The organism is Edwardsiella piscicida (assembly GCF_021733145.1).
GTDB classification, from domain to species: domain Bacteria; phylum Pseudomonadota; class Gammaproteobacteria; order Enterobacterales; family Enterobacteriaceae; genus Edwardsiella; species Edwardsiella piscicida.
The window spans coordinates 403,587-419,419 of the sequence record NZ_CP090968.1; the positions used below are offsets into that span (position 1 = coordinate 403,587).

The window sequence follows — 15,833 nt, forward strand, 5'->3', positions numbered from 1 at the left end:
GTGGTAGAATCCATTTTTAACAACGTGGTGAATAGCTAAAATGGGCAAGAACGTCGTCGTACTGGGCACCCAATGGGGTGACGAAGGTAAAGGTAAGGTCGTAGACCTCTTAACTGAACGGGCCAAGTATGTTGTACGCTATCAGGGCGGGCACAACGCGGGCCATACGCTAGTCATTAACGGTGAAAAAACCGTTCTGCATCTGATTCCCTCAGGTATTCTGCGCGAAAATGTCGTCAGTATTATTGCCAACGGCGTTGTTCTGGCGCCGGATGCGCTGCTGCGCGAAATGACCGAGCTGGAAGCGCGCGGTGTACCGGTGCGCGAGCGCCTGCTGCTCTCTGAAGCCTGTCCGCTGATCCTGCCGTATCACGTTGCGCTGGACAATGCGCGAGAGAAAGCGCGCGGTGCCAAGGCTATCGGCACCACCGGTCGCGGCATCGGCCCGGCCTATGAAGACAAAGTCGCTCGCCGCGGCCTGCGCGTCGGCGACCTGTTTGATAAAGAAAGCTTCGCCGTTAAGCTGAAAGAGATTATGGAATACCATAACTTCCAGCTGGTGAACTACTACCACGTCGATGCCGTTGATTACCAGCGCGTGCTGGACGAAGTGATGGCGGTTGCCGACCTGCTGACCAGCATGGTGGTTGACGTTGCCGATCTGCTGAACAAGGCCTATCGCAACGGCGAATATGTGATGTTCGAAGGTGCCCAGGGCACTCTGCTGGATATCGACCACGGTACCTATCCGTACGTGACCTCCTCCAACACCACCGCCGGTGGCGTGGCGACGGGTTCCGGCGTCGGTCCGCGCTGTGTGGACTATGTGCTGGGTATCGTGAAAGCGTACTCTACCCGCGTGGGCGCGGGTCCGTTCCCGACGGAGCTGTTCGATAGCGTCGGCGAATTCCTGTGCGAGAAGGGCAACGAGTTTGGTGCCACCACCGGCCGTCGCCGTCGCACCGGCTGGCTGGACGCCGTTGCCGTGCGCCGCGCCGTCGAGCTGAACTCGCTGTCTGGCTTCTGCCTGACCAAGCTGGATGTGCTGGATGGTCTGGATGAAGTGAAAATCTGCGTAGGCTATCGCCTGCCGGATGGCCGCGAAGTCGACGTAACGCCGCTGGCTGCCGAGGGCTGGGAAGGCATTGAGCCGATCTACGAAGTGCTGCCGGGCTGGAAAGAGAGCACCTTCGGCGTGAAGCAGCGTGACGGTCTGCCGCAGGCGGCGCTGAACTACATCAAACGCATTGAAGAGGTTACCGGTGTACCGGTCGATATTATCTCTACCGGTCCCGACCGCGAAGAGACGATCGTTCTGCGTCACCCGTTCGACGCGTAATGACCCGATGCGTTATCCAACAAACCGGCCTTATGGCCGGTTTGTTGTTTTGAGCGACTCCCCACCGTTGCGATATCCACCGTTCTTATTAAATAAATTAGTCGCTTTCATCCGGCTGGTTTATTATCCAGTATAGGGTGTGCCTCGCCGCAGCGCCCGCCGCACGCAGCGCCCGCCGCATGCGGTGATCGTGGGCAGACCGGGCGGGGTGCGTTTCCCGCATTGACGGACGAGGTGAGCGGGCCTGCGCGCCGCTCCCCTCTTCGTTACCGGCCGGTAACGCGGCGTGATGAATAGAGGTATTCGTGCAGTTAACCAGTTTTACCGATTTTGGATTGCGCGCCTTGGTATACATGGCGGCGCTGCCGGAAGGGCAGATGACCAGCATCACTCAGGTGACGGAGGTCTATGGGGTGTCGCGCAATCATATGGTCAAGATAATCAACCAGCTGAGTCGGGCCGGCTTCGTGACCGCGGTGCGCGGTAAACATGGCGGGATCCGCCTGGGGCGGCCGGCGAGCGAGATCCGCATCGGCGACGTGGTGCGGGAGCTGGAGCCGCTGACGCTGGTTAACTGTTCGCAGGCGTTTTGCCATATTACCCCGGCGTGCCGTCTGAAGCAGGTGCTGCATCGGGCTACGGACGCCTTTCTGGCGGAGCTGGATCAATGCACCCTGGCCGATCTGATCGAGCACAACCCACCGCTTTATAAACTGTTGCTGGTATAGCGCCGGCGGCAGAATGCTGATGACAACGGAGGAACCCCAATGTCACAAGATCCCTATCTGGAACGTGAAGCTGAAAAGTACGCCTCCCCGATCCCCAGCCGTGAATTTATCCTGATGCACCTGGCCAAGCGCAAGACGCCCGCCAGCCGAGAAGAGCTGGCCCAGGAGCTGGCGCTGAGCAGCGAGGAGGATCTGGAGGCATTGCGTCGTCGCCTGCGCGCCATGGAGCGCGACGGGCAGCTGATTTTTACCCGCCGCCAGTGCTATGCGCTGCCGGAGCGTCTTGATCTGATTAAAGGAACGGTGATTGGTCACCGCGATGGCTTCGGCTTCCTGCGCAGCGAGGGGCAGAAAGACGATCTCTATCTGTCGCCGGAGCAGATGAAGATGTGCATGCACGGCGACGTGATCTTGGCGCAGGTGACCGGCACCGATCGGCGCGGGCGCAAAGAGGTGCGCGTGGTGCGCGTGGTGGAGCCGCGCACCGGGCTGATCGTCGGGCGCTACTTTACCGACGCCGGTACCGGCTTTGTGGTGCCGGACGATGGCCGTCTGAGCTTTGATATCCTGATCCCGTCGGATGCCATCGCCGGCGCCCGCATGGGCTATGTGGTGGTGGTCGAGCTGACCCAGCGTCCGACGCGGCGCACCAAGGCCGTCGGCAAGATCGTTGAGGTGCTCGGTGACAATATGGGCACCGGCATGGCGGTCGATATCGCCCTGCGCAGCCATGATATTCCCCACTCTTGGCCGGAGCAGGTCGAGCGTCAGGTGGCCGATCTGAGCGAAGATGTTCCCGAGGCCGCGAAGGTGGGACGTATCGATTTGCGCGATCTGCCGCTGGTCACCATTGACGGTGAGGATGCGCGTGACTTCGACGATGCGGTGTACTGCGAGAAGAAACGCGGCGGCGGCTGGCGCCTGTGGGTTGCCATTGCCGACGTCAGCTACTATGTGCGACCCAATACCGCGCTGGACCACGAGGCGCGCAGCCGCGGTAACTCGGTGTACTTTCCCTCTCAGGTCGTACCGATGCTGCCGGAGGTGCTCTCCAACGGGCTGTGCTCGCTGAACCCGCAGGTCGATCGTCTGTGTATGGTGTGTGAAATGACCATCGCGGCCAGCGGACGCCTCTCCTCCTATAAGTTTTATGAGGCGGTCATGAGCTCCCACGCGCGTCTGACCTACACCAAGGTGGCGCATATCCTGGCCGGCGATCCGGATCTGCGCGCGCAGTACCATGCGCTGGTCAAGCCGCTGGAGGAGCTGCACGCGCTGTATAAGGCGCTGGATCACGCCCGCGAAGAGCGCGGCGGCATCTCCTTTGAAACCGAAGAAGCTAAGTTTATCTTCAACGCTGAGCGGCGCATCGAGCGTATCGAGCCCACGGTGCGTAACGATGCCCATAAGCTGATCGAAGAGTGTATGATCCTGGCCAATATCTCGGCGGCGCGCTTTATGGAGAAAAACCACGAGCCGGCGCTGTTCCGTATTCATGACAAGCCCAGCGAAGACCATGTGATGGCGCTGCGCAGCGTCCTGGCGGAGCTGGGGCTCTCCCTGGGGGGCGGAACTCAGCCGGAGCCGAAGGACTACGCTCTGCTGATGGATAAGGTGGCGGATCGTCCCGACCATGAGATGCTGCAAACGATGCTGCTGCGCTCCATGAAGCAGGCCGTATACGATCCGGAAAACCGCGGTCACTTTGGTCTGGCGCTGCAGGCCTATGCCCACTTTACTTCGCCTATCCGGCGCTATCCCGACCTGTCGCTGCACCGTGGCATTAAGTACCTGCTGGCGCGCGAGCATGGCCACGCCGAGCGCTGGACGCCGAGCGGCGGCTGGCATTACCACACGGAAGACATGCTGCAGCTGGGGGAACACTGCTCCATGACGGAGCGGCGCGCCGATGAGGCGACGCGCGATGTCTCCGACTGGCTGAAGTGCGACTTTATGCAGGATCACGTCGGTCAGACCTACGGCGGTATCATCACCAGCGTTACCGGCTTTGGCTTCTTTGTCCGCCTCGACGATCTGTTTATCGATGGGCTGGTGCATGTATCGACCCTGGATAACGACTATTACCGCTTTGATCAGATCGGCCAGCGCCTGATCGGGGAGTCCTCCGGCCAGGTATATCGGCTGGGCGATAAGGTGGAGGTGAAGGTCGATGCGGTACATCTGGATGAGCGCAAGATCGACTTCGCCCTGATCTCGACGGCGCGCGGCGTGCGCGGCGCGGGTAAGACGGCTCGGAACAAGGCGCGTCAGGCGAACGGTGGGGCGGAGAATAAGCCGTCGCGCAGCGCTCGGCGCGGTGGTAAGATGCCGGCCAATTTTGCGCCGGATAGCGTCCAGCGCCGCGGCGATGAGGCCGCCCCTGCCCAGAAAGGCAAGGGAAAAGGCAAAGGTAAAAAGCCGTCGGCTCAGACGCGTAAAATCGCCGCGTCGACCAAGGCCAAGCGGGCGCGGAAGAAAACGACCGACTAATGCGCGATACGGACGATATCCCTATTGTCCATTAACCCATCATAACGCCGGCCCCGTGGGGGTCGGCGATGAGCAATAAACCAAATAATTATGAGTGAAATCATTTACGGTATTCATGCCGTTAAGGCCCTGCTGGAGCAGGATCCGCAGCGCTTCCTCGACGTATTCGTGATGAAGGGGCGTGAAGACCGCCGGCTGCTGCCGCTGCTGCAGCAGCTGGAGGAGTGCGGTATCCGGGTACAGGTCGCCCAGCGCCAGTGGCTGGATGAGAAGGTCGAAGGGGCCGTGCATCAGGGGATCGTGGCGCGAGTGAAGCCGGGACGACAGTATCAGGAAAACGATCTGCCGGACCTGCTGGCCGGGCTCGATCATCCGCCGTTCCTGCTGATCCTGGATGGCGTCACGGACCCGCATAATCTGGGCGCCTGCCTGCGCAGCGCCGACGCCGCCGGCGTGGATGCGGTGATTGTGCCGCGCGACCGCTCCGCTCAGCTGAATGCGACCGCCAAAAAGGTTGCCTGCGGCGCGGCGGAAAACGTGCCGCTGATCCGGGTCACCAATCTGGCGCGCACGATGCGTCTGCTGCAGCAGGAGAGCATCTGGATCGTCGGCACCGCCGGCGAGGCAGATCACAGCCTGTATCAAAGCCGAATGACCGGCGCGATGGCGCTGGTGATGGGGGCGGAGGGTGACGGTATGCGCCGCTTAACCCGTGAGCACTGCGATGAGCTGATCAGCATTCCGATGGCGGGCAGCGTCTCGTCGCTTAACGTCTCGGTGGCGACCGGTATCTGCCTGTTTGAAGCGGTGCGTCAGCGTAGCGCCAAGGCCTAACGACGCGCGTCGTGAGCGGCGTGCGGCTCAGCGGTAGAGCGCGGCCGTCGCCTGCCACCCTTGCTGACCATCGCTTTCCCACATGTGTAGAATGCGGTAATAGCGGGCACCGCGCTGGTCTGCCTGGTGGGCAATGCGCCGTTCGACATCCTGGGGATTGCCCACGATCCCCCTTAGGGAGATCATCCCCATCCTGCTGAGATCGGTGACGAGGTCGGCGCGGGCATATTCGGCCGACTGCGCCGAGGTGCCGATCAGGCCAATAGAGAAAAGCAGCGATGTGAGTAGCGGGGAACGGCTCATGGCAGCCTCCAGGTAAGGGTCCGTTATGGACGTGGACTTTGGCTGCGCCGTCCCTCCTCATTGCTTCACCGTGACGCGGTGAACGCGCGGCCAAAAAATCTACACAGCCGTTTTATAATGAAACAGTGGGTGTAGACTTTTATTGGCAGTATGTAAATTTTGTTAAAAACAGCAGGTTAGCGGTACAGCGTCGCCACGCTATACCACTGCCCCGGCACCCCGGTCTCCTGCAGCATCACAATATAGTAATAGCGGGCGCCGGCGGCATCCGCCCTCTGCTGAATAACCTCCTGAACATTCATCGGGCTGCCATAGACACTGGCGCTAATATTCCACATTTTGCTTAGCCCTTCGGTCTGGTTACGGCGCAGCTCCTGCGCGTGGCCTGCGATCGGCGGCGGCGGCGGCATCGGCTTGCCATCCATTACGCTGCAGGCTCCCAGCAGCAGGGTCAACAGCAGGGTCAGGGTCAGTTTGCAGGTTTTCATCGGGCGGTCCGTTGGCTGGGAAAAGGATAGTGATGATTATCTTAGCGCTGTCTGACGCGGATTTCCTGGAGAAACGCCGCATTGCGCGCGCAGAAGCGTCGGGGGCTTGTCTGCGTGCGCTCGCCGGGCGATGATGCGCTTTTGCCGATGTGTATCGAGAGGCTGTCGATGGTTGAAATGTTCGAACAGACGGTAGGCGGGATCCCGCTGCTGCACGCCGTACCCGCGGGTCAGCGCGACAGCGCTTTGCCAACGATCTTTTTTTATCATGGGTTTACCTCCTCTAAGGAGATGTACTCCTATTTTGGCTATGCCTTTGCCGCCGCGGGATTTCGCGTACTGCTGCCGGAGGCGGATATGCATGGCAGCCGCTATGACGGCGATGAGCGTCGCCGTCTGGCCCATTTCTGGGACATCCTAAAATCGAATATCGATGAGCTGCCGTCGCTGTATGACCATTTCCTGCGCGCGGGGCTGATTCTGGACGGGCGGGTGGGGGTTGCGGGCGCCTCGCTGGGCGGAATGACGGCGCTGGGCGCCAAGGCTCGCTATCCCTGGCTACGCGCCACCGCCAGCTTTATGGGGTCGGGCTTTTATCTGTCCCTGTCGCAGCGCCTGTTTCCGCGTCAGCATCAGCCAACGGAGGATGAGCGGGCGTGGGTTCGCCAGCGGGTGAGTGCGCTGGCCGACTATGACGTCAGCGGGTGTCTGGCGCAGCTGGCGGATCGGCCGCTGCTGATTTGGCACGGTTTGGCGGATGATCTGGTGCCCGCGGCGGAGAGTCAGCGTCTGGCGCAGGCCCTGGCGTCGCAGCATCTGATGGATAACGTCAGCGTGGTGACCGAGCCGGGGATTGCCCATAAGATCACGGCGTCGGCGCTGGACTGCGGTACGGCGTTTTTCAGCCGCTGTCTGTAAAATAGCGCCGCGCCCTACGGCGCGGCGGTAAGGGGGCGTCAGTGGTAGAGTACGGCGCTGACGTGGATTTGCCCGTGAGAGAGCGGTTCATGAATCGCGATGATCTGGTAGTAGGCGGCGCCGTCGGCGTCGGCCTGCGCCCGAATATCGCTCATGGCATCCTGCACGTTAATGACATCGTGATTGACGCTGATGACGGCAAACTCGCTGGCCGGCATCGCGTTTCCCTGGCTGGCGCTGATTTCAGTGGCCGCCGCGGCGCTGCCGCACAGCAGACACAGTGTGATGAAAGCGAAGGCAGGTTTCATCGGAGGCTCCTTACGGATGGGGTCCGCATTGTCTGATGAGCATCGTCCTGATGATATGTGATTTGCATCACGGTTTAACCCTCTACCTTAACTGTAGCAGCCTCCCGACGGGTGTCCGTTCGTCTTTTGTATCCAATTGTCTCCGGCGGCGCAGAATTAATTTGCGCGATGGCTTGAGTTTCCTCCCCAGCATCAGTATTATGACGCGTCATTTTTCAGCCGCCCACAAATACGTTCCTTGCCTCCATGGGCTGCGGCTGACCCCGACAGGAGGCTGAATAATCCGTAAGGAGCAATTTCGATGCGTCATTACGAAATCGTTTTTATGGTTCATCCTGACCAGAGCGAACAAGTTCCGGGCATGATCGAGCGTTACACTGGTGCCATCACTGGCGCAGAAGGCAAGATCCACCGTCTGGAAGATTGGGGCCGCCGTCAGCTGGCTTACCCGATCAATAAACTGCACAAAGCCCACTACGTTCTGATGAACGTTGAAGCTTCGCAGGAAGTGATCGATGAGCTGGAAACTAACTTCCGCTATAACGACGCCGTTATCCGCAGCATGGTTATGCGTACTAAGCACGCCGTAACCGAAGCTTCTCCGATGGTTAAAGCGAAAGACGAGCGCCGTGAGCGTCGCGAAGATTTCGCTAACGAAACCAGCGAAGAAACTGAAGCTGGGGATTCTGAAGAGTAATTGTCGCAATGACCGTAAATCGTTTGGTGTTGGCTGGCACGGTGTGCAAGGCACCCATACGAAAGGTCAGTCCCTCCGGCATTCCTCACTGTCAGTTTGTGCTTGAGCACAGATCGCAACAGCAGGAAGCCGGATTCAGCCGACAAGCATGGTGCAGAATGCCCGTGATTGTCAGCGGAGCGGGGCTCGAGGCAATGACCCACAGATTAACGGTCGGCAGCGCACTGCGAGTGCATGGCTTCGTCAGTTGCCATATGGGTCGAAATGGCCTGAACAAGTTAGTGCTGCATGCCGAGCAGATTGAATTGATTGATTCTGGAGACTAGCCAAATGGCACGTTATTTCCGTCGTCGCAAGTTCTGCCGTTTCACCGCGGAAGGCGTTCAAGAGATCGACTATAAAGACATCGCTACGCTGAAAAACTACATCACCGAAAGCGGTAAGATCGTACCGAGCCGTATCACCGGTACCCGTGCAAAATACCAGCGTCAGCTGGCTCGTGCTATCAAGCGCGCACGCTACCTGTCCCTGCTGCCGTACACTGATCGCCATCAGTAATCGGCCGCGTTGTCAATTAACGACTTTTGAGAGGATAAGGTAATGCAAGTTATTCTGCTTGATAAGGTAGCAAACCTGGGTAGCCTGGGTGATCAGGTTAACGTTAAAGCAGGTTACGCTCGTAACTTCCTGGTTCCGACGGGCAAAGCTGTCCCGGCAACCAAGAAAAACGTCGAGTTCTTTGAAGCACGTCGCGCAGATCTGGAAGCCAAACTGGCTGAAACCCTGTCTGTTGCTGAAGCACGCGCTGTCAAGATCAATGAACTGGCCACCGTTACCATCGCGTCCAAAGCGGGCGACGAAGGTAAACTGTTCGGTTCTATCGGTACCCGTGACATCGCCGATGCAGTGACCGCTGCCGGTGTTGCAGTCGCGAAAAGCGAAGTTCGCCTGCCGAATGGCGTGCTGCGTACCCTGGGTGATCACGAAGTTCACTTCCAGGTTCACAGCGACGTATTCGCACAGCTGAACGTCGTTGTTGTTGCTGAGTAATTTACTCGCGCAATAACCCAAAACGCCGGCCCTGCGCCGGCGTTTTGCTTTTCTGGCCGTCCTGCGGCATGTACCATGGTAACTTCTGACGGCTGTCTCAGCGGCAGGGCGCGTCGCGACGGTACGTCAGCGCGTATCCCTGGCCATCGGCGCCGGCGCCCCCGAGCGTCTGCGCGGCGGCGGGACACCGGTATCTCATCTGCGGAGGCAATATCATGGCATCGATCGCGCTGCAGCGGGTGTATGACGTGCGGGCACCCTTTTCTCCCCATACCTTTCTTACCGATCGCCTGTGGCCGCGCGGCATCGCCAAGGCGCGCCTGGACGGCGTCAACTGGCTGAAAGAGGTCGCTCCGTCGACGGCGCTGCGTCAGGCGTTTCATCATGCGCATCTAGACTGGCCCACCTTCGTCGCTCGCTACCGAGACGAGCTGGCGGCCAATCCGCAGGCCTGGCAGCCGCTGGTGCAGCTGCTGCGTCAAGGTGAGTCGCTGACCCTGCTGTACGGCAGCCGCGATAGCCAGTGCAATCAGGCCGTGGCGCTACGCGACTGGCTGCTGGCGCAGCTTAGCGCAGGCGAATAAAGCTGCCGTCGCTTTCTCGACGGAAGGCGATCTGCCGATCGTCCGTGGTCTCGAGTTTCAGGGCGAGCATTTGCCCCTGGGGGCCGCGGCGGATCATGACGTGCTGTCCGGCCTTGAGGTTGCTCAGCGGGCGATCATCGCCTTCGACCCGCGCCATGGCAAAGGCATCGGTGACGTCAAGGTTATGCTCCCGCAGCAGCTGGGCTAGGGTCTGTCCCGGCAGGATCGGGTAGGCTTGCCAGTCGTTGGCATCCGAGGGGGTTGGCGCTTCGCGCTGCGGCTGCAGCGTGGCTTGCATCGGCGATGCCGTCGTTTGGAGCGCGGGAGACGGTCTGGGCGGGGCCGCGTCATCGCTGGGCCACAGTAGCGCCAGCAGTAGCACGGCGCAGGCGACGGTGAGCCAGCGACGGTGAAGGGCGGGCAGCGGCGCCATCCAATCGATGTGATCCGGCCAGTGCCAGAGCGTGCGCAGCGCCGTCCGGCACCGCCGTGGTATACGGCGTAGATCCGCTTTCCGCAGCCGCACGGCGGACAGGGCGATCCCCTGGCGCAGACGCCGCCATATATCCTGGATCGCTACGCCGCTATAGGCGGGTACCTTGTGCTTTTTGGGCGCAATTCTGCCCATGTTAACCTCTCTACCATGACAGGCCGCTATCTCCGTGACCACGCTCAGCCTATACGCTTTGGGACGACAGAAACAGGATAACAATCCGAAAGATCCGACCGCATTAGGGGCGGCGGGCGCCGGCGGTATGTTTACGGCTATTGTTTCTTTTTCGCTGACAAAAGTCACCCTTACGGCGACAAGATTTTACCCACTGCGGCCGCGCTGTTATGCTGCGCGTTCTACTTTCAGTGACTAAAGGAAACATCATGTCGACCCCTGCTTTTGACAGTATAGAAGCGCAAGCAAGTTATGGTATTGGCCTCCAGGTCGGTCAGCAGCTTAATGAGTCCGGTCTGCAGGGCCTGCAGCCGGAAGCGCTGCTGGCGGGGCTGCGCGATGCGATGGAAGGCAATGCGCCGGCGGTACCGGTAGAGACGGTTCACCGCGCGCTGCGTGAGATCCATGAGCGTGCTGACGCGGTGCGCCGCGAGCAGCAGAAAGCGCTGGCGGAAGCCGGTGAGCGCTTCCTGGCGGAGAATGCGCAGCAGGATGACGTGACCGTTACGGAGTCAGGGCTGCAGTTTAAAGTGCTGAAGCAGGGTGAAGGCGCGATTCCGTCTCGTCAGGATAAAGTTCGGGTGCACTACACCGGCCGTCTGGTCGACGGTACGGTGTTTGACAGCTCTGAGCAGCGCGGTGAGCCGGCAGAGTTTCCGGTGGGCGGCGTTATCGCCGGATGGATTGAGGCGCTGAGCATGATGCCGGTCGGCTCACGCTGGCAGCTGTATATTCCGCATCAGCTGGCCTACGGCGAGCGCGGTGCCGGTGCCGCTATCGCACCGTACAGCGCGCTGGTGTTTGACGTCGAACTGCTGGATATCCTGTAATTCGGCTCTATTGCGGAGTCGCACGCCGTGCGGCCCCGTTTTTTTAGGTCGCCTTCAGGTGTCGTTGAGCGCGCGTGGAAACAGCAGATTATTTTCCAGGCTGATGTGCTCCATGAGATCGTTAATCAGCTCGCTAATGCCGGCATACAGCGCGCGCCAGGTTGTACAGGCCCCCGCCGGCGGTGTCATGTTATCCGTCAGGAAGCGGATGACCTCCAGCCGTTCTCCCGCGTCGCGATGCTCATGTTCCATTACCGAGATGGGTCCCTGGCAGCGGGCACCCTCCCCCTGTTCGATCAGCGGAAACAGGATACGCTCTTCCTTCATCATATGGCCGTCCAGCTCCTGGCGTAGCGAGTCGAGCTGTTTAGCGAGCCCCCGTGGGCAGCCCACCTTGTCGGTATGCACGCGCTCGACCTTCTGTGCCATCAATACCAGTTCGGGCAGCTGCTCGCGGTGACGCTGATGATAGCGGGTGACGATAAAGGCGGTTAGCTCAGCCAGGGGCGCCTGTTGCCAGTCCCGATGCGGCTGTGGTGCGCTGTCCAGCTCGGCCAGCTGACTTTCCAGCATGGCCAGGTCCAGCGATTGGCGGGCCGCCGCGCGCTGGAGCGTCTGCTTACCGCCGCAGCAAAAATCTAACGCGTGGTGGCGGAATAGACGCGTGGCGCGTGGAATGCTGATGGCCAGTTCACCGAGCGGGCGATCGCGGTATGTCATGATGTGCTCCTTAACGTGTGCTCTATAAGGTGTATTTTAAATGCAATTTATATTGTGCGCCATCCCTTTTGTGGCGTGCAGCGGAATTGCCGTATTTCCCGGGGAAAATTATCGCTTGCGCTGGCGTTTATCGGTGGCAAAACCCATGATGAGCACAGTGGGGTACGCCTACGCATTCTGCGAGCGTCGCATGGTGCAATGACGCAGGTGTATCCGTATCCGAACCAGGGGGAGGAGAGCGTATGTTAGAGCAGATTTGTCAGCTGGCGCGCGATGCGGGGGCGGCGATAATGACGGTATATCAGGGCGATCAGCCGCTGGCGCTGGCCTATAAGGGCGATCAGTCCCCGGTCACGGCCGCCGATCTGGCGGCGCATGAGATAATCAAGGCAGGATTACTGCGCATTACCCCGGCGATCCCGCTGCTGTCGGAGGAGGCGCCGCCGGCCTGGCCGCAGCGGCGCGACTGGCAGCGTTATTGGCTGGTCGATCCGCTGGATGGCACCAAGGAGTTTTTGCAGCGCAACGGTGAGTTTACCGTCAATATTGCGCTGATCGAACAGGGGGTACCCACGCTGGGAGTCGTCTACGTGCCGACCAGCGGTGTGCTGTACTGTGCCTGCGACGGTAAGGCCTGGAAAGAGCAGGATGGGGTGCGCATGGAGATCGGGGTACGTAACGCGATCCCCCCGCTGGTGGTGATCAGCCGTTCACACGGCGACGCGGAGCTGACGGACTATCTGCAGCAGCTGGGCGAACACCAGACGATGATGGTGGGATCATCGCTGAAGTTTTGTTTGGTGGCGGAGGGGATCGCGCAGCTTTATCCGCGCTTTGGGCCGACCCATATCTGGGATACGGCGGCCGGTCATGCCATCGCTTTCGCCGCGGGAGCTCAGGTGCGAGACTGGCAGGGTAAAACGCTAAGCTATATCCCCGCGGAATCATTGTTGAATCCGGGGTTCCGGGTATCGCTGTATTAAGCCCTCGGCGGCGTTCGCGCGGGCGCCGCCGCACGCCGTCATTCTATCGTGCACTGGCGCGCGCCCTCTCCACAGATAAATCTTCCGATTTTTCACGATAAAACCTTACTAATTGCATATAAATTTTACGAATGCTATTACTTTTTGCATACCATTCTGTCAGCTAAGGTAAATTTAGAGAAATATTCGGTATCGGTTGCACTAACGGAAGGTAAAGCTGTCTATAGTTATCGTTCATCGTGCGCTACGTTCGCATGCCGGTTTGGCCGGGGGAAAGTTGCCCCGCTGCGAATGTCACTGAGGGAGAGGTAAAATGAAAATTTTTCAGCGGTATAACCCGCTGCTGGTGGCCAAATACGTGAAGACGCTGTTTCGCGGCCGCCTGTATATTCAGGGGGTCGGGGCGTTTGAGTTTGATATGGGGCGTATTTTACTGCCCAAGGTGAGGGATAAACGCCATCTCAGCGTCATGTCGGAGATCAATCGTCAGGTGCTGCGCCTGCAGGCAGAGATGGCCTGAGGCGCAGAATGGGCATGGCGGCTTGGCGTTAGCGTCACCGCCCGCCGATTATTTGTCCGCCTGCTGCGACGCCTCTGCGTCGCCGTCTGCGTCCGGCGACATCGGCGGTAGCCGTTCGGCGAGACGCGTCACCAGCAGCTGATCGATCTTGTAGCTATCGATATCCACCACCTCAAATTTGTAGCCGGCGTATTTCACCGCATCGGTACGTTTGGGGATCTTCCGCAGCATATACATCATAAAGCCGCCGATGGTTTCATAGTTGCTGGACTGGGGAAACTCTTCGATATCCAGCACCCGCATCACATCGTCGATGGGCGTCACGCCCTCGACCAGCCAAGAGTTTTCATCACGAGCGATGATTTGCTCCTCCTGTCCCTGGCCGACCAAGTCCCCCATCAGCGTGGTCATTACGTCGTTCAGGGTGATCACCCCGACGACCAGCGCATACTCGTTGAGGATGACGGCGAAATCTTCACCTGCGTTTTTGAAGCTCTCCAGCGCTTCGGACAGCGTCAGCGTATCCGGGACGATCAGCACGTTACGGATCTGTACTCCGCTGCTGAGCACCAGGCTCTGGTTACCCAGCACCCGGTTGAGCAGATCTTTGGAGTCGACATAGCCAACGACATGATCGATGGCGCCGTCGCAGACCAGAAACTTGGAGTGGGGGTGGGTGGAGACCTTCTCTTTAATGCTATCTTCCGTTTCACCCAGGTCGAAATAGACGATGCTTTCACGCGGCGTCATTGAGGAGGGAACGGTGCGGGACTCCAGTTCGAACACATTCTCAATGATCTCATGCTCCTGCTTACGCAGTACGCCGGCCAGCGCGCCGGCCTCGACCACGGCATAGATATCGTCCGGGGTTATATCGTCCTTACGCACCATCGGGATCTTGAACAGGTGAAAGATCAGGTTGGCCAAGCCGTTAAAGAACCAGACCAGCGGACGGAACAGCAGCAGGCAGAAACGCATCGGGTTGACAATCCGTACGGCAACCGCTTCGGGGGCTATCATACCGATGCGCTTCGGCGTCAGGTCGGCAAACAGAATAAAGCAGCCGGTGACCAGTACGAAGGAGCATATAAAGCTAGCCTGCTGGGAGACCTCCAGCGGCATAAAGCGGTCGAACAGCAGACGGAACGCCGGTGAGAATGCCGCGTCGCCGACGATACCGCCGAGGATGGCGACGGCGTTGAGGCCGATCTGAACGACGGTAAAGAAATAGCCTGGCTGATCCTGCAGCGCCATGACGCGCGCTGCATTTATATCGCCCTCATCTGCCATGGTTTTCAGCTTTATTTTCCGCGAGGCTGCCAGGGATATTTCCGAGATCGAGAAAAAGGCACTGATCGCTATCAGTAAAATAATCAGTAATATACTGTTTAACATAATCTATCCGTATTAACCGGGAACAGTCCGGGAGGCCGGAGAGGCGGTATGACGCCATCGGGAGTATATCGGGGCCGGTAGAAGATCCCCCCGGAGTCTACCGGGCCGTCTTGGCTGGCCCGGGTCAGGCGCTGCGCCGAGCCGGACAGGGTGGCGAGGCAGCGCACAACCCGGTTAGTATAGCAGGAGCAACAAGCAACCAGCTAGTGGTGAAAATGTGCACGCCACGTCGCTAACCCTTTGCTATGCCGCCAGTTAGCGGCGATAGCGCGCTTAATCGGGCAGACAGACGCCTATCCCGCCCAGCCCACAGTACCCGTGCGGGTGCTTGTGCAGATACTGCTGGTGCTCCTCTTCGGCATAGTAAAATGGCCCGGCAGCGCAGATCTCCGTGCTGATCGGGCGCAGGTCGCCGGCCTGACGCATGGCCTGGGCAAAGCGGGCTTGGCTGGCCTGCGCGGCCTGCATCTGCTGGGGCGTCACGGGGAACAGCGCAGAGCGATACTGGGTGCCGATGTCGTTGCCCTGACGCATCCCCTGCGCCGGATCGTGGTGCTGCCAGAACAGGCGTAGCAGATCGTCATAGCGGATAAGGGCGGGGTCAAACACCACCCGCACCGTTTCGGCGTGTCCGGTCTGCCCGCTGCACACTTCGCGATAGGTTGGATTGGGGGTCAGACCGCCGCTGTAGCCTGCCGCGGTGCTGTAGATCCCCGGCTGCTGCCAGAACAGGCGCTCTACGCCCCAGAAGCAGCCCATGGCGAACAGGGCCTCCTCCATACCGGCAGGGAGGGCATACATATCGTGGCCGTTAAGCGCATGTATTCCTGAGAGGCTCATGGCCTGCGTGCGTCCAGGAAGCGCCTGCGCAGGCGTGAGCGGTGCAGGGGTACTGTCGTTGTGATGGTGCAAAATACCCTCCAATCGTTAATAAATGAGCAGTTGATGGGTGAAAAATCTGAAAACGCAGACGCAGATG

The 15,833-nt window shown here is 59.7% G+C and carries 20 protein-coding genes; 13 read left to right on the forward strand and 7 right to left on the reverse strand.

The genetic code is table 11. The annotated features are described in order from the left end of the window. Positions 1-40 precede the first annotated feature (40 nt). From L1P05_RS01775 to rlmB, 4 genes are all read left to right on the forward strand, one after another. Positions 41-1,339, forward strand: coding sequence for an adenylosuccinate synthase (locus tag L1P05_RS01775; RefSeq protein ID WP_012847234.1), 1,299 nt, complete (start codon positions 41-43; stop codon positions 1,337-1,339). A gap of 305 nt (positions 1,340-1,644) precedes the next feature. Then, positions 1,645-2,067 (forward strand): nitric oxide-sensing transcriptional repressor NsrR, encoded by a 423-nt coding sequence (gene nsrR, locus L1P05_RS01780; protein WP_015460799.1) that lies wholly within the window; start codon positions 1,645-1,647, stop codon positions 2,065-2,067. A 39-nt stretch (positions 2,068-2,106) separates the two neighbouring features. Further along, positions 2,107-4,557: a ribonuclease R gene (gene rnr, locus L1P05_RS01785; RefSeq protein WP_012847236.1), complete on the forward strand. Its 2,451-nt coding sequence runs from the start codon at positions 2,107-2,109 to the stop codon at positions 4,555-4,557. Between the two features lie 90 nt (positions 4,558-4,647). Continuing rightward, positions 4,648-5,391 carry a 23S rRNA (guanosine(2251)-2'-O)-methyltransferase RlmB gene (gene rlmB, locus L1P05_RS01790; RefSeq protein WP_012847237.1) on the forward strand — a complete coding sequence of 248 codons (744 nt, stop codon included), beginning with the start codon at positions 4,648-4,650 and terminating at the stop codon, positions 5,389-5,391. A gap of 27 nt (positions 5,392-5,418) precedes the next feature. Here the strand turns inward: rlmB and L1P05_RS01795 are convergent, their stop codons facing one another. Both L1P05_RS01795 and bsmA read right to left on the reverse strand, forming a co-directional pair. Further along, the gene (locus L1P05_RS01795) at positions 5,419-5,694 is read right to left on the reverse strand and encodes a YdgH/BhsA/McbA family protein (protein ID WP_012847238.1); all 276 of its coding nucleotides are present in this window, start codon (positions 5,692-5,694) and stop codon (positions 5,419-5,421) included. Positions 5,695-5,870: 176 nt separating this feature from the next. Next, positions 5,871-6,182, reverse strand: coding sequence for a biofilm peroxide resistance protein BsmA (gene bsmA / locus L1P05_RS01800; RefSeq protein WP_012847239.1), 312 nt, complete (start codon positions 6,180-6,182; stop codon positions 5,871-5,873). Positions 6,183-6,350: 168 nt separating this feature from the next. Between bsmA and yjfP the strand changes: the two genes are divergently transcribed. After that, positions 6,351-7,100: an esterase gene (yjfP, locus tag L1P05_RS01805; protein ID WP_012847240.1), complete on the forward strand. Its 750-nt coding sequence runs from the start codon at positions 6,351-6,353 to the stop codon at positions 7,098-7,100. Positions 7,101-7,138: 38 nt separating this feature from the next. On the opposite strand, the gene L1P05_RS01810 is transcribed toward yjfP, so the two are convergent. Further along, entirely contained in the window at positions 7,139-7,408 is a 270-nt protein-coding gene (locus tag L1P05_RS01810) for a YdgH/BhsA/McbA family protein (RefSeq protein WP_012847241.1), read from the reverse strand. A gap of 301 nt (positions 7,409-7,709) precedes the next feature. On the opposite strand from L1P05_RS01810, the gene rpsF reads away from it, so the two are divergent. From rpsF to L1P05_RS01835, 5 genes are all read left to right on the forward strand, one after another. Next, positions 7,710-8,105, forward strand: coding sequence for a 30S ribosomal protein S6 (gene rpsF / locus L1P05_RS01815; RefSeq protein ID WP_012847242.1), 396 nt, complete (start codon positions 7,710-7,712; stop codon positions 8,103-8,105). Between the two features lie 8 nt (positions 8,106-8,113). Then, positions 8,114-8,431: a primosomal replication protein N gene (gene priB / locus L1P05_RS01820; RefSeq protein ID WP_014524173.1), complete on the forward strand. Its 318-nt coding sequence runs from the start codon at positions 8,114-8,116 to the stop codon at positions 8,429-8,431. 4 nt (positions 8,432-8,435) lie between these two features. Next, positions 8,436-8,663: a 30S ribosomal protein S18 gene (gene rpsR, locus L1P05_RS01825; protein ID WP_000135199.1), complete on the forward strand. Its 228-nt coding sequence runs from the start codon at positions 8,436-8,438 to the stop codon at positions 8,661-8,663. 42 nt (positions 8,664-8,705) lie between these two features. Continuing rightward, positions 8,706-9,155 carry a 50S ribosomal protein L9 gene (gene rplI / locus L1P05_RS01830; RefSeq protein ID WP_012847243.1) on the forward strand — a complete coding sequence of 150 codons (450 nt, stop codon included), beginning with the start codon at positions 8,706-8,708 and terminating at the stop codon, positions 9,153-9,155. 215 nt (positions 9,156-9,370) lie between these two features. Continuing rightward, a complete protein-coding gene (locus L1P05_RS01835; protein WP_012847244.1) occupies positions 9,371-9,739 on the forward strand; it encodes a DUF488 domain-containing protein in 369 nt (122 codons plus the stop codon). Here L1P05_RS01835 and L1P05_RS01840 read toward each other — a convergent pair. Further along, positions 9,723-10,367: a LysM-like peptidoglycan-binding domain-containing protein gene (locus L1P05_RS01840; protein ID WP_012847245.1), complete on the reverse strand. Its 645-nt coding sequence runs from the start codon at positions 10,365-10,367 to the stop codon at positions 9,723-9,725. The two genes, L1P05_RS01835 and L1P05_RS01840, sit on opposite strands and share 17 nt — an antisense overlap. Positions 10,368-10,615: 248 nt before the next feature. On the opposite strand from L1P05_RS01840, the gene L1P05_RS01845 reads away from it, so the two are divergent. Beyond that, positions 10,616-11,236 (forward strand): BamJ family beta-barrel-assembly machinery protein, encoded by a 621-nt coding sequence (locus L1P05_RS01845; RefSeq protein WP_012847246.1) that lies wholly within the window; start codon positions 10,616-10,618, stop codon positions 11,234-11,236. A gap of 54 nt (positions 11,237-11,290) precedes the next feature. Here the strand turns inward: L1P05_RS01845 and ytfE are convergent, their stop codons facing one another. Beyond that, the gene (gene ytfE, locus L1P05_RS01850) at positions 11,291-11,956 is read right to left on the reverse strand and encodes an iron-sulfur cluster repair protein YtfE (protein WP_012847247.1); all 666 of its coding nucleotides are present in this window, start codon (positions 11,954-11,956) and stop codon (positions 11,291-11,293) included. 242 nt (positions 11,957-12,198) lie between these two features. On the opposite strand from ytfE, the gene cysQ reads away from it, so the two are divergent. Together cysQ and L1P05_RS01860 are read left to right on the forward strand one after the other, a co-directional pair. After that, the gene (gene cysQ / locus L1P05_RS01855; protein WP_012847248.1) at positions 12,199-12,939 is read left to right on the forward strand and encodes a 3'(2'),5'-bisphosphate nucleotidase CysQ; all 741 of its coding nucleotides are present in this window, start codon (positions 12,199-12,201) and stop codon (positions 12,937-12,939) included. A 313-nt stretch (positions 12,940-13,252) separates the two neighbouring features. After that, positions 13,253-13,459 (forward strand): DUF1107 domain-containing protein, encoded by a 207-nt coding sequence (locus L1P05_RS01860; RefSeq protein ID WP_012847249.1) that lies wholly within the window; start codon positions 13,253-13,255, stop codon positions 13,457-13,459. 48 nt (positions 13,460-13,507) lie between these two features. Here the strand turns inward: L1P05_RS01860 and paeA are convergent, their stop codons facing one another. Further along, positions 13,508-14,854, reverse strand: a complete 1,347-nt coding sequence (gene paeA / locus L1P05_RS01865; protein WP_012847250.1) for a polyamine export protein PaeA — start codon at positions 14,852-14,854, stop codon at positions 13,508-13,510. A gap of 273 nt (positions 14,855-15,127) precedes the next feature. Then, positions 15,128-15,694: a peptide-methionine (S)-S-oxide reductase MsrA gene (msrA, locus tag L1P05_RS01870; protein WP_012847251.1), complete on the reverse strand. Its 567-nt coding sequence runs from the start codon at positions 15,692-15,694 to the stop codon at positions 15,128-15,130. Between the last annotated feature and the right edge of the window lie 139 nt (positions 15,695-15,833).

What these genes read in the sequence shown, in the direction of transcription:
- rlmB (WP_012847237.1), top strand. Translation starts at nt 4,648, where the DNA reads ATGAGTGAAATCATTTACGGTATTCATGCCGTTAAGGCCCTGCTGGAG.
- ytfE (WP_012847247.1), bottom strand. Translation starts at nt 11,956, where the DNA reads ATGACATACCGCGATCGCCCGCTCGGTGAACTGGCCATCAGCATTCCA.
- L1P05_RS01845 (WP_012847246.1), top strand. Translation starts at nt 10,616, where the DNA reads ATGTCGACCCCTGCTTTTGACAGTATAGAAGCGCAAGCAAGTTATGGT.
- priB (WP_014524173.1), top strand. Translation starts at nt 8,114, where the DNA reads ATGACCGTAAATCGTTTGGTGTTGGCTGGCACGGTGTGCAAGGCACCC.
- bsmA (WP_012847239.1), bottom strand. Translation starts at nt 6,182, where the DNA reads ATGAAAACCTGCAAACTGACCCTGACCCTGCTGTTGACCCTGCTGCTG.
- L1P05_RS01795 (WP_012847238.1), bottom strand. Translation starts at nt 5,694, where the DNA reads ATGAGCCGTTCCCCGCTACTCACATCGCTGCTTTTCTCTATTGGCCTG.
- paeA (WP_012847250.1), bottom strand. Translation starts at nt 14,854, where the DNA reads ATGTTAAACAGTATATTACTGATTATTTTACTGATAGCGATCAGTGCC.
- yjfP (WP_012847240.1), top strand. Translation starts at nt 6,351, where the DNA reads ATGGTTGAAATGTTCGAACAGACGGTAGGCGGGATCCCGCTGCTGCAC.
- msrA (WP_012847251.1), bottom strand. Translation starts at nt 15,694, where the DNA reads ATGAGCCTCTCAGGAATACATGCGCTTAACGGCCACGATATGTATGCC.
- rpsF (WP_012847242.1), top strand. Translation starts at nt 7,710, where the DNA reads ATGCGTCATTACGAAATCGTTTTTATGGTTCATCCTGACCAGAGCGAA.
- rplI (WP_012847243.1), top strand. Translation starts at nt 8,706, where the DNA reads ATGCAAGTTATTCTGCTTGATAAGGTAGCAAACCTGGGTAGCCTGGGT.
- L1P05_RS01775 (WP_012847234.1), top strand. Translation starts at nt 41, where the DNA reads ATGGGCAAGAACGTCGTCGTACTGGGCACCCAATGGGGTGACGAAGGT.
- L1P05_RS01840 (WP_012847245.1), bottom strand. Translation starts at nt 10,367, where the DNA reads ATGGGCAGAATTGCGCCCAAAAAGCACAAGGTACCCGCCTATAGCGGC.
- rnr (WP_012847236.1), top strand. Translation starts at nt 2,107, where the DNA reads ATGTCACAAGATCCCTATCTGGAACGTGAAGCTGAAAAGTACGCCTCC.
- L1P05_RS01810 (WP_012847241.1), bottom strand. Translation starts at nt 7,408, where the DNA reads ATGAAACCTGCCTTCGCTTTCATCACACTGTGTCTGCTGTGCGGCAGC.
- L1P05_RS01860 (WP_012847249.1), top strand. Translation starts at nt 13,253, where the DNA reads ATGAAAATTTTTCAGCGGTATAACCCGCTGCTGGTGGCCAAATACGTG.
- L1P05_RS01835 (WP_012847244.1), top strand. Translation starts at nt 9,371, where the DNA reads ATGGCATCGATCGCGCTGCAGCGGGTGTATGACGTGCGGGCACCCTTT.
- cysQ (WP_012847248.1), top strand. Translation starts at nt 12,199, where the DNA reads ATGTTAGAGCAGATTTGTCAGCTGGCGCGCGATGCGGGGGCGGCGATA.
- rpsR (WP_000135199.1), top strand. Translation starts at nt 8,436, where the DNA reads ATGGCACGTTATTTCCGTCGTCGCAAGTTCTGCCGTTTCACCGCGGAA.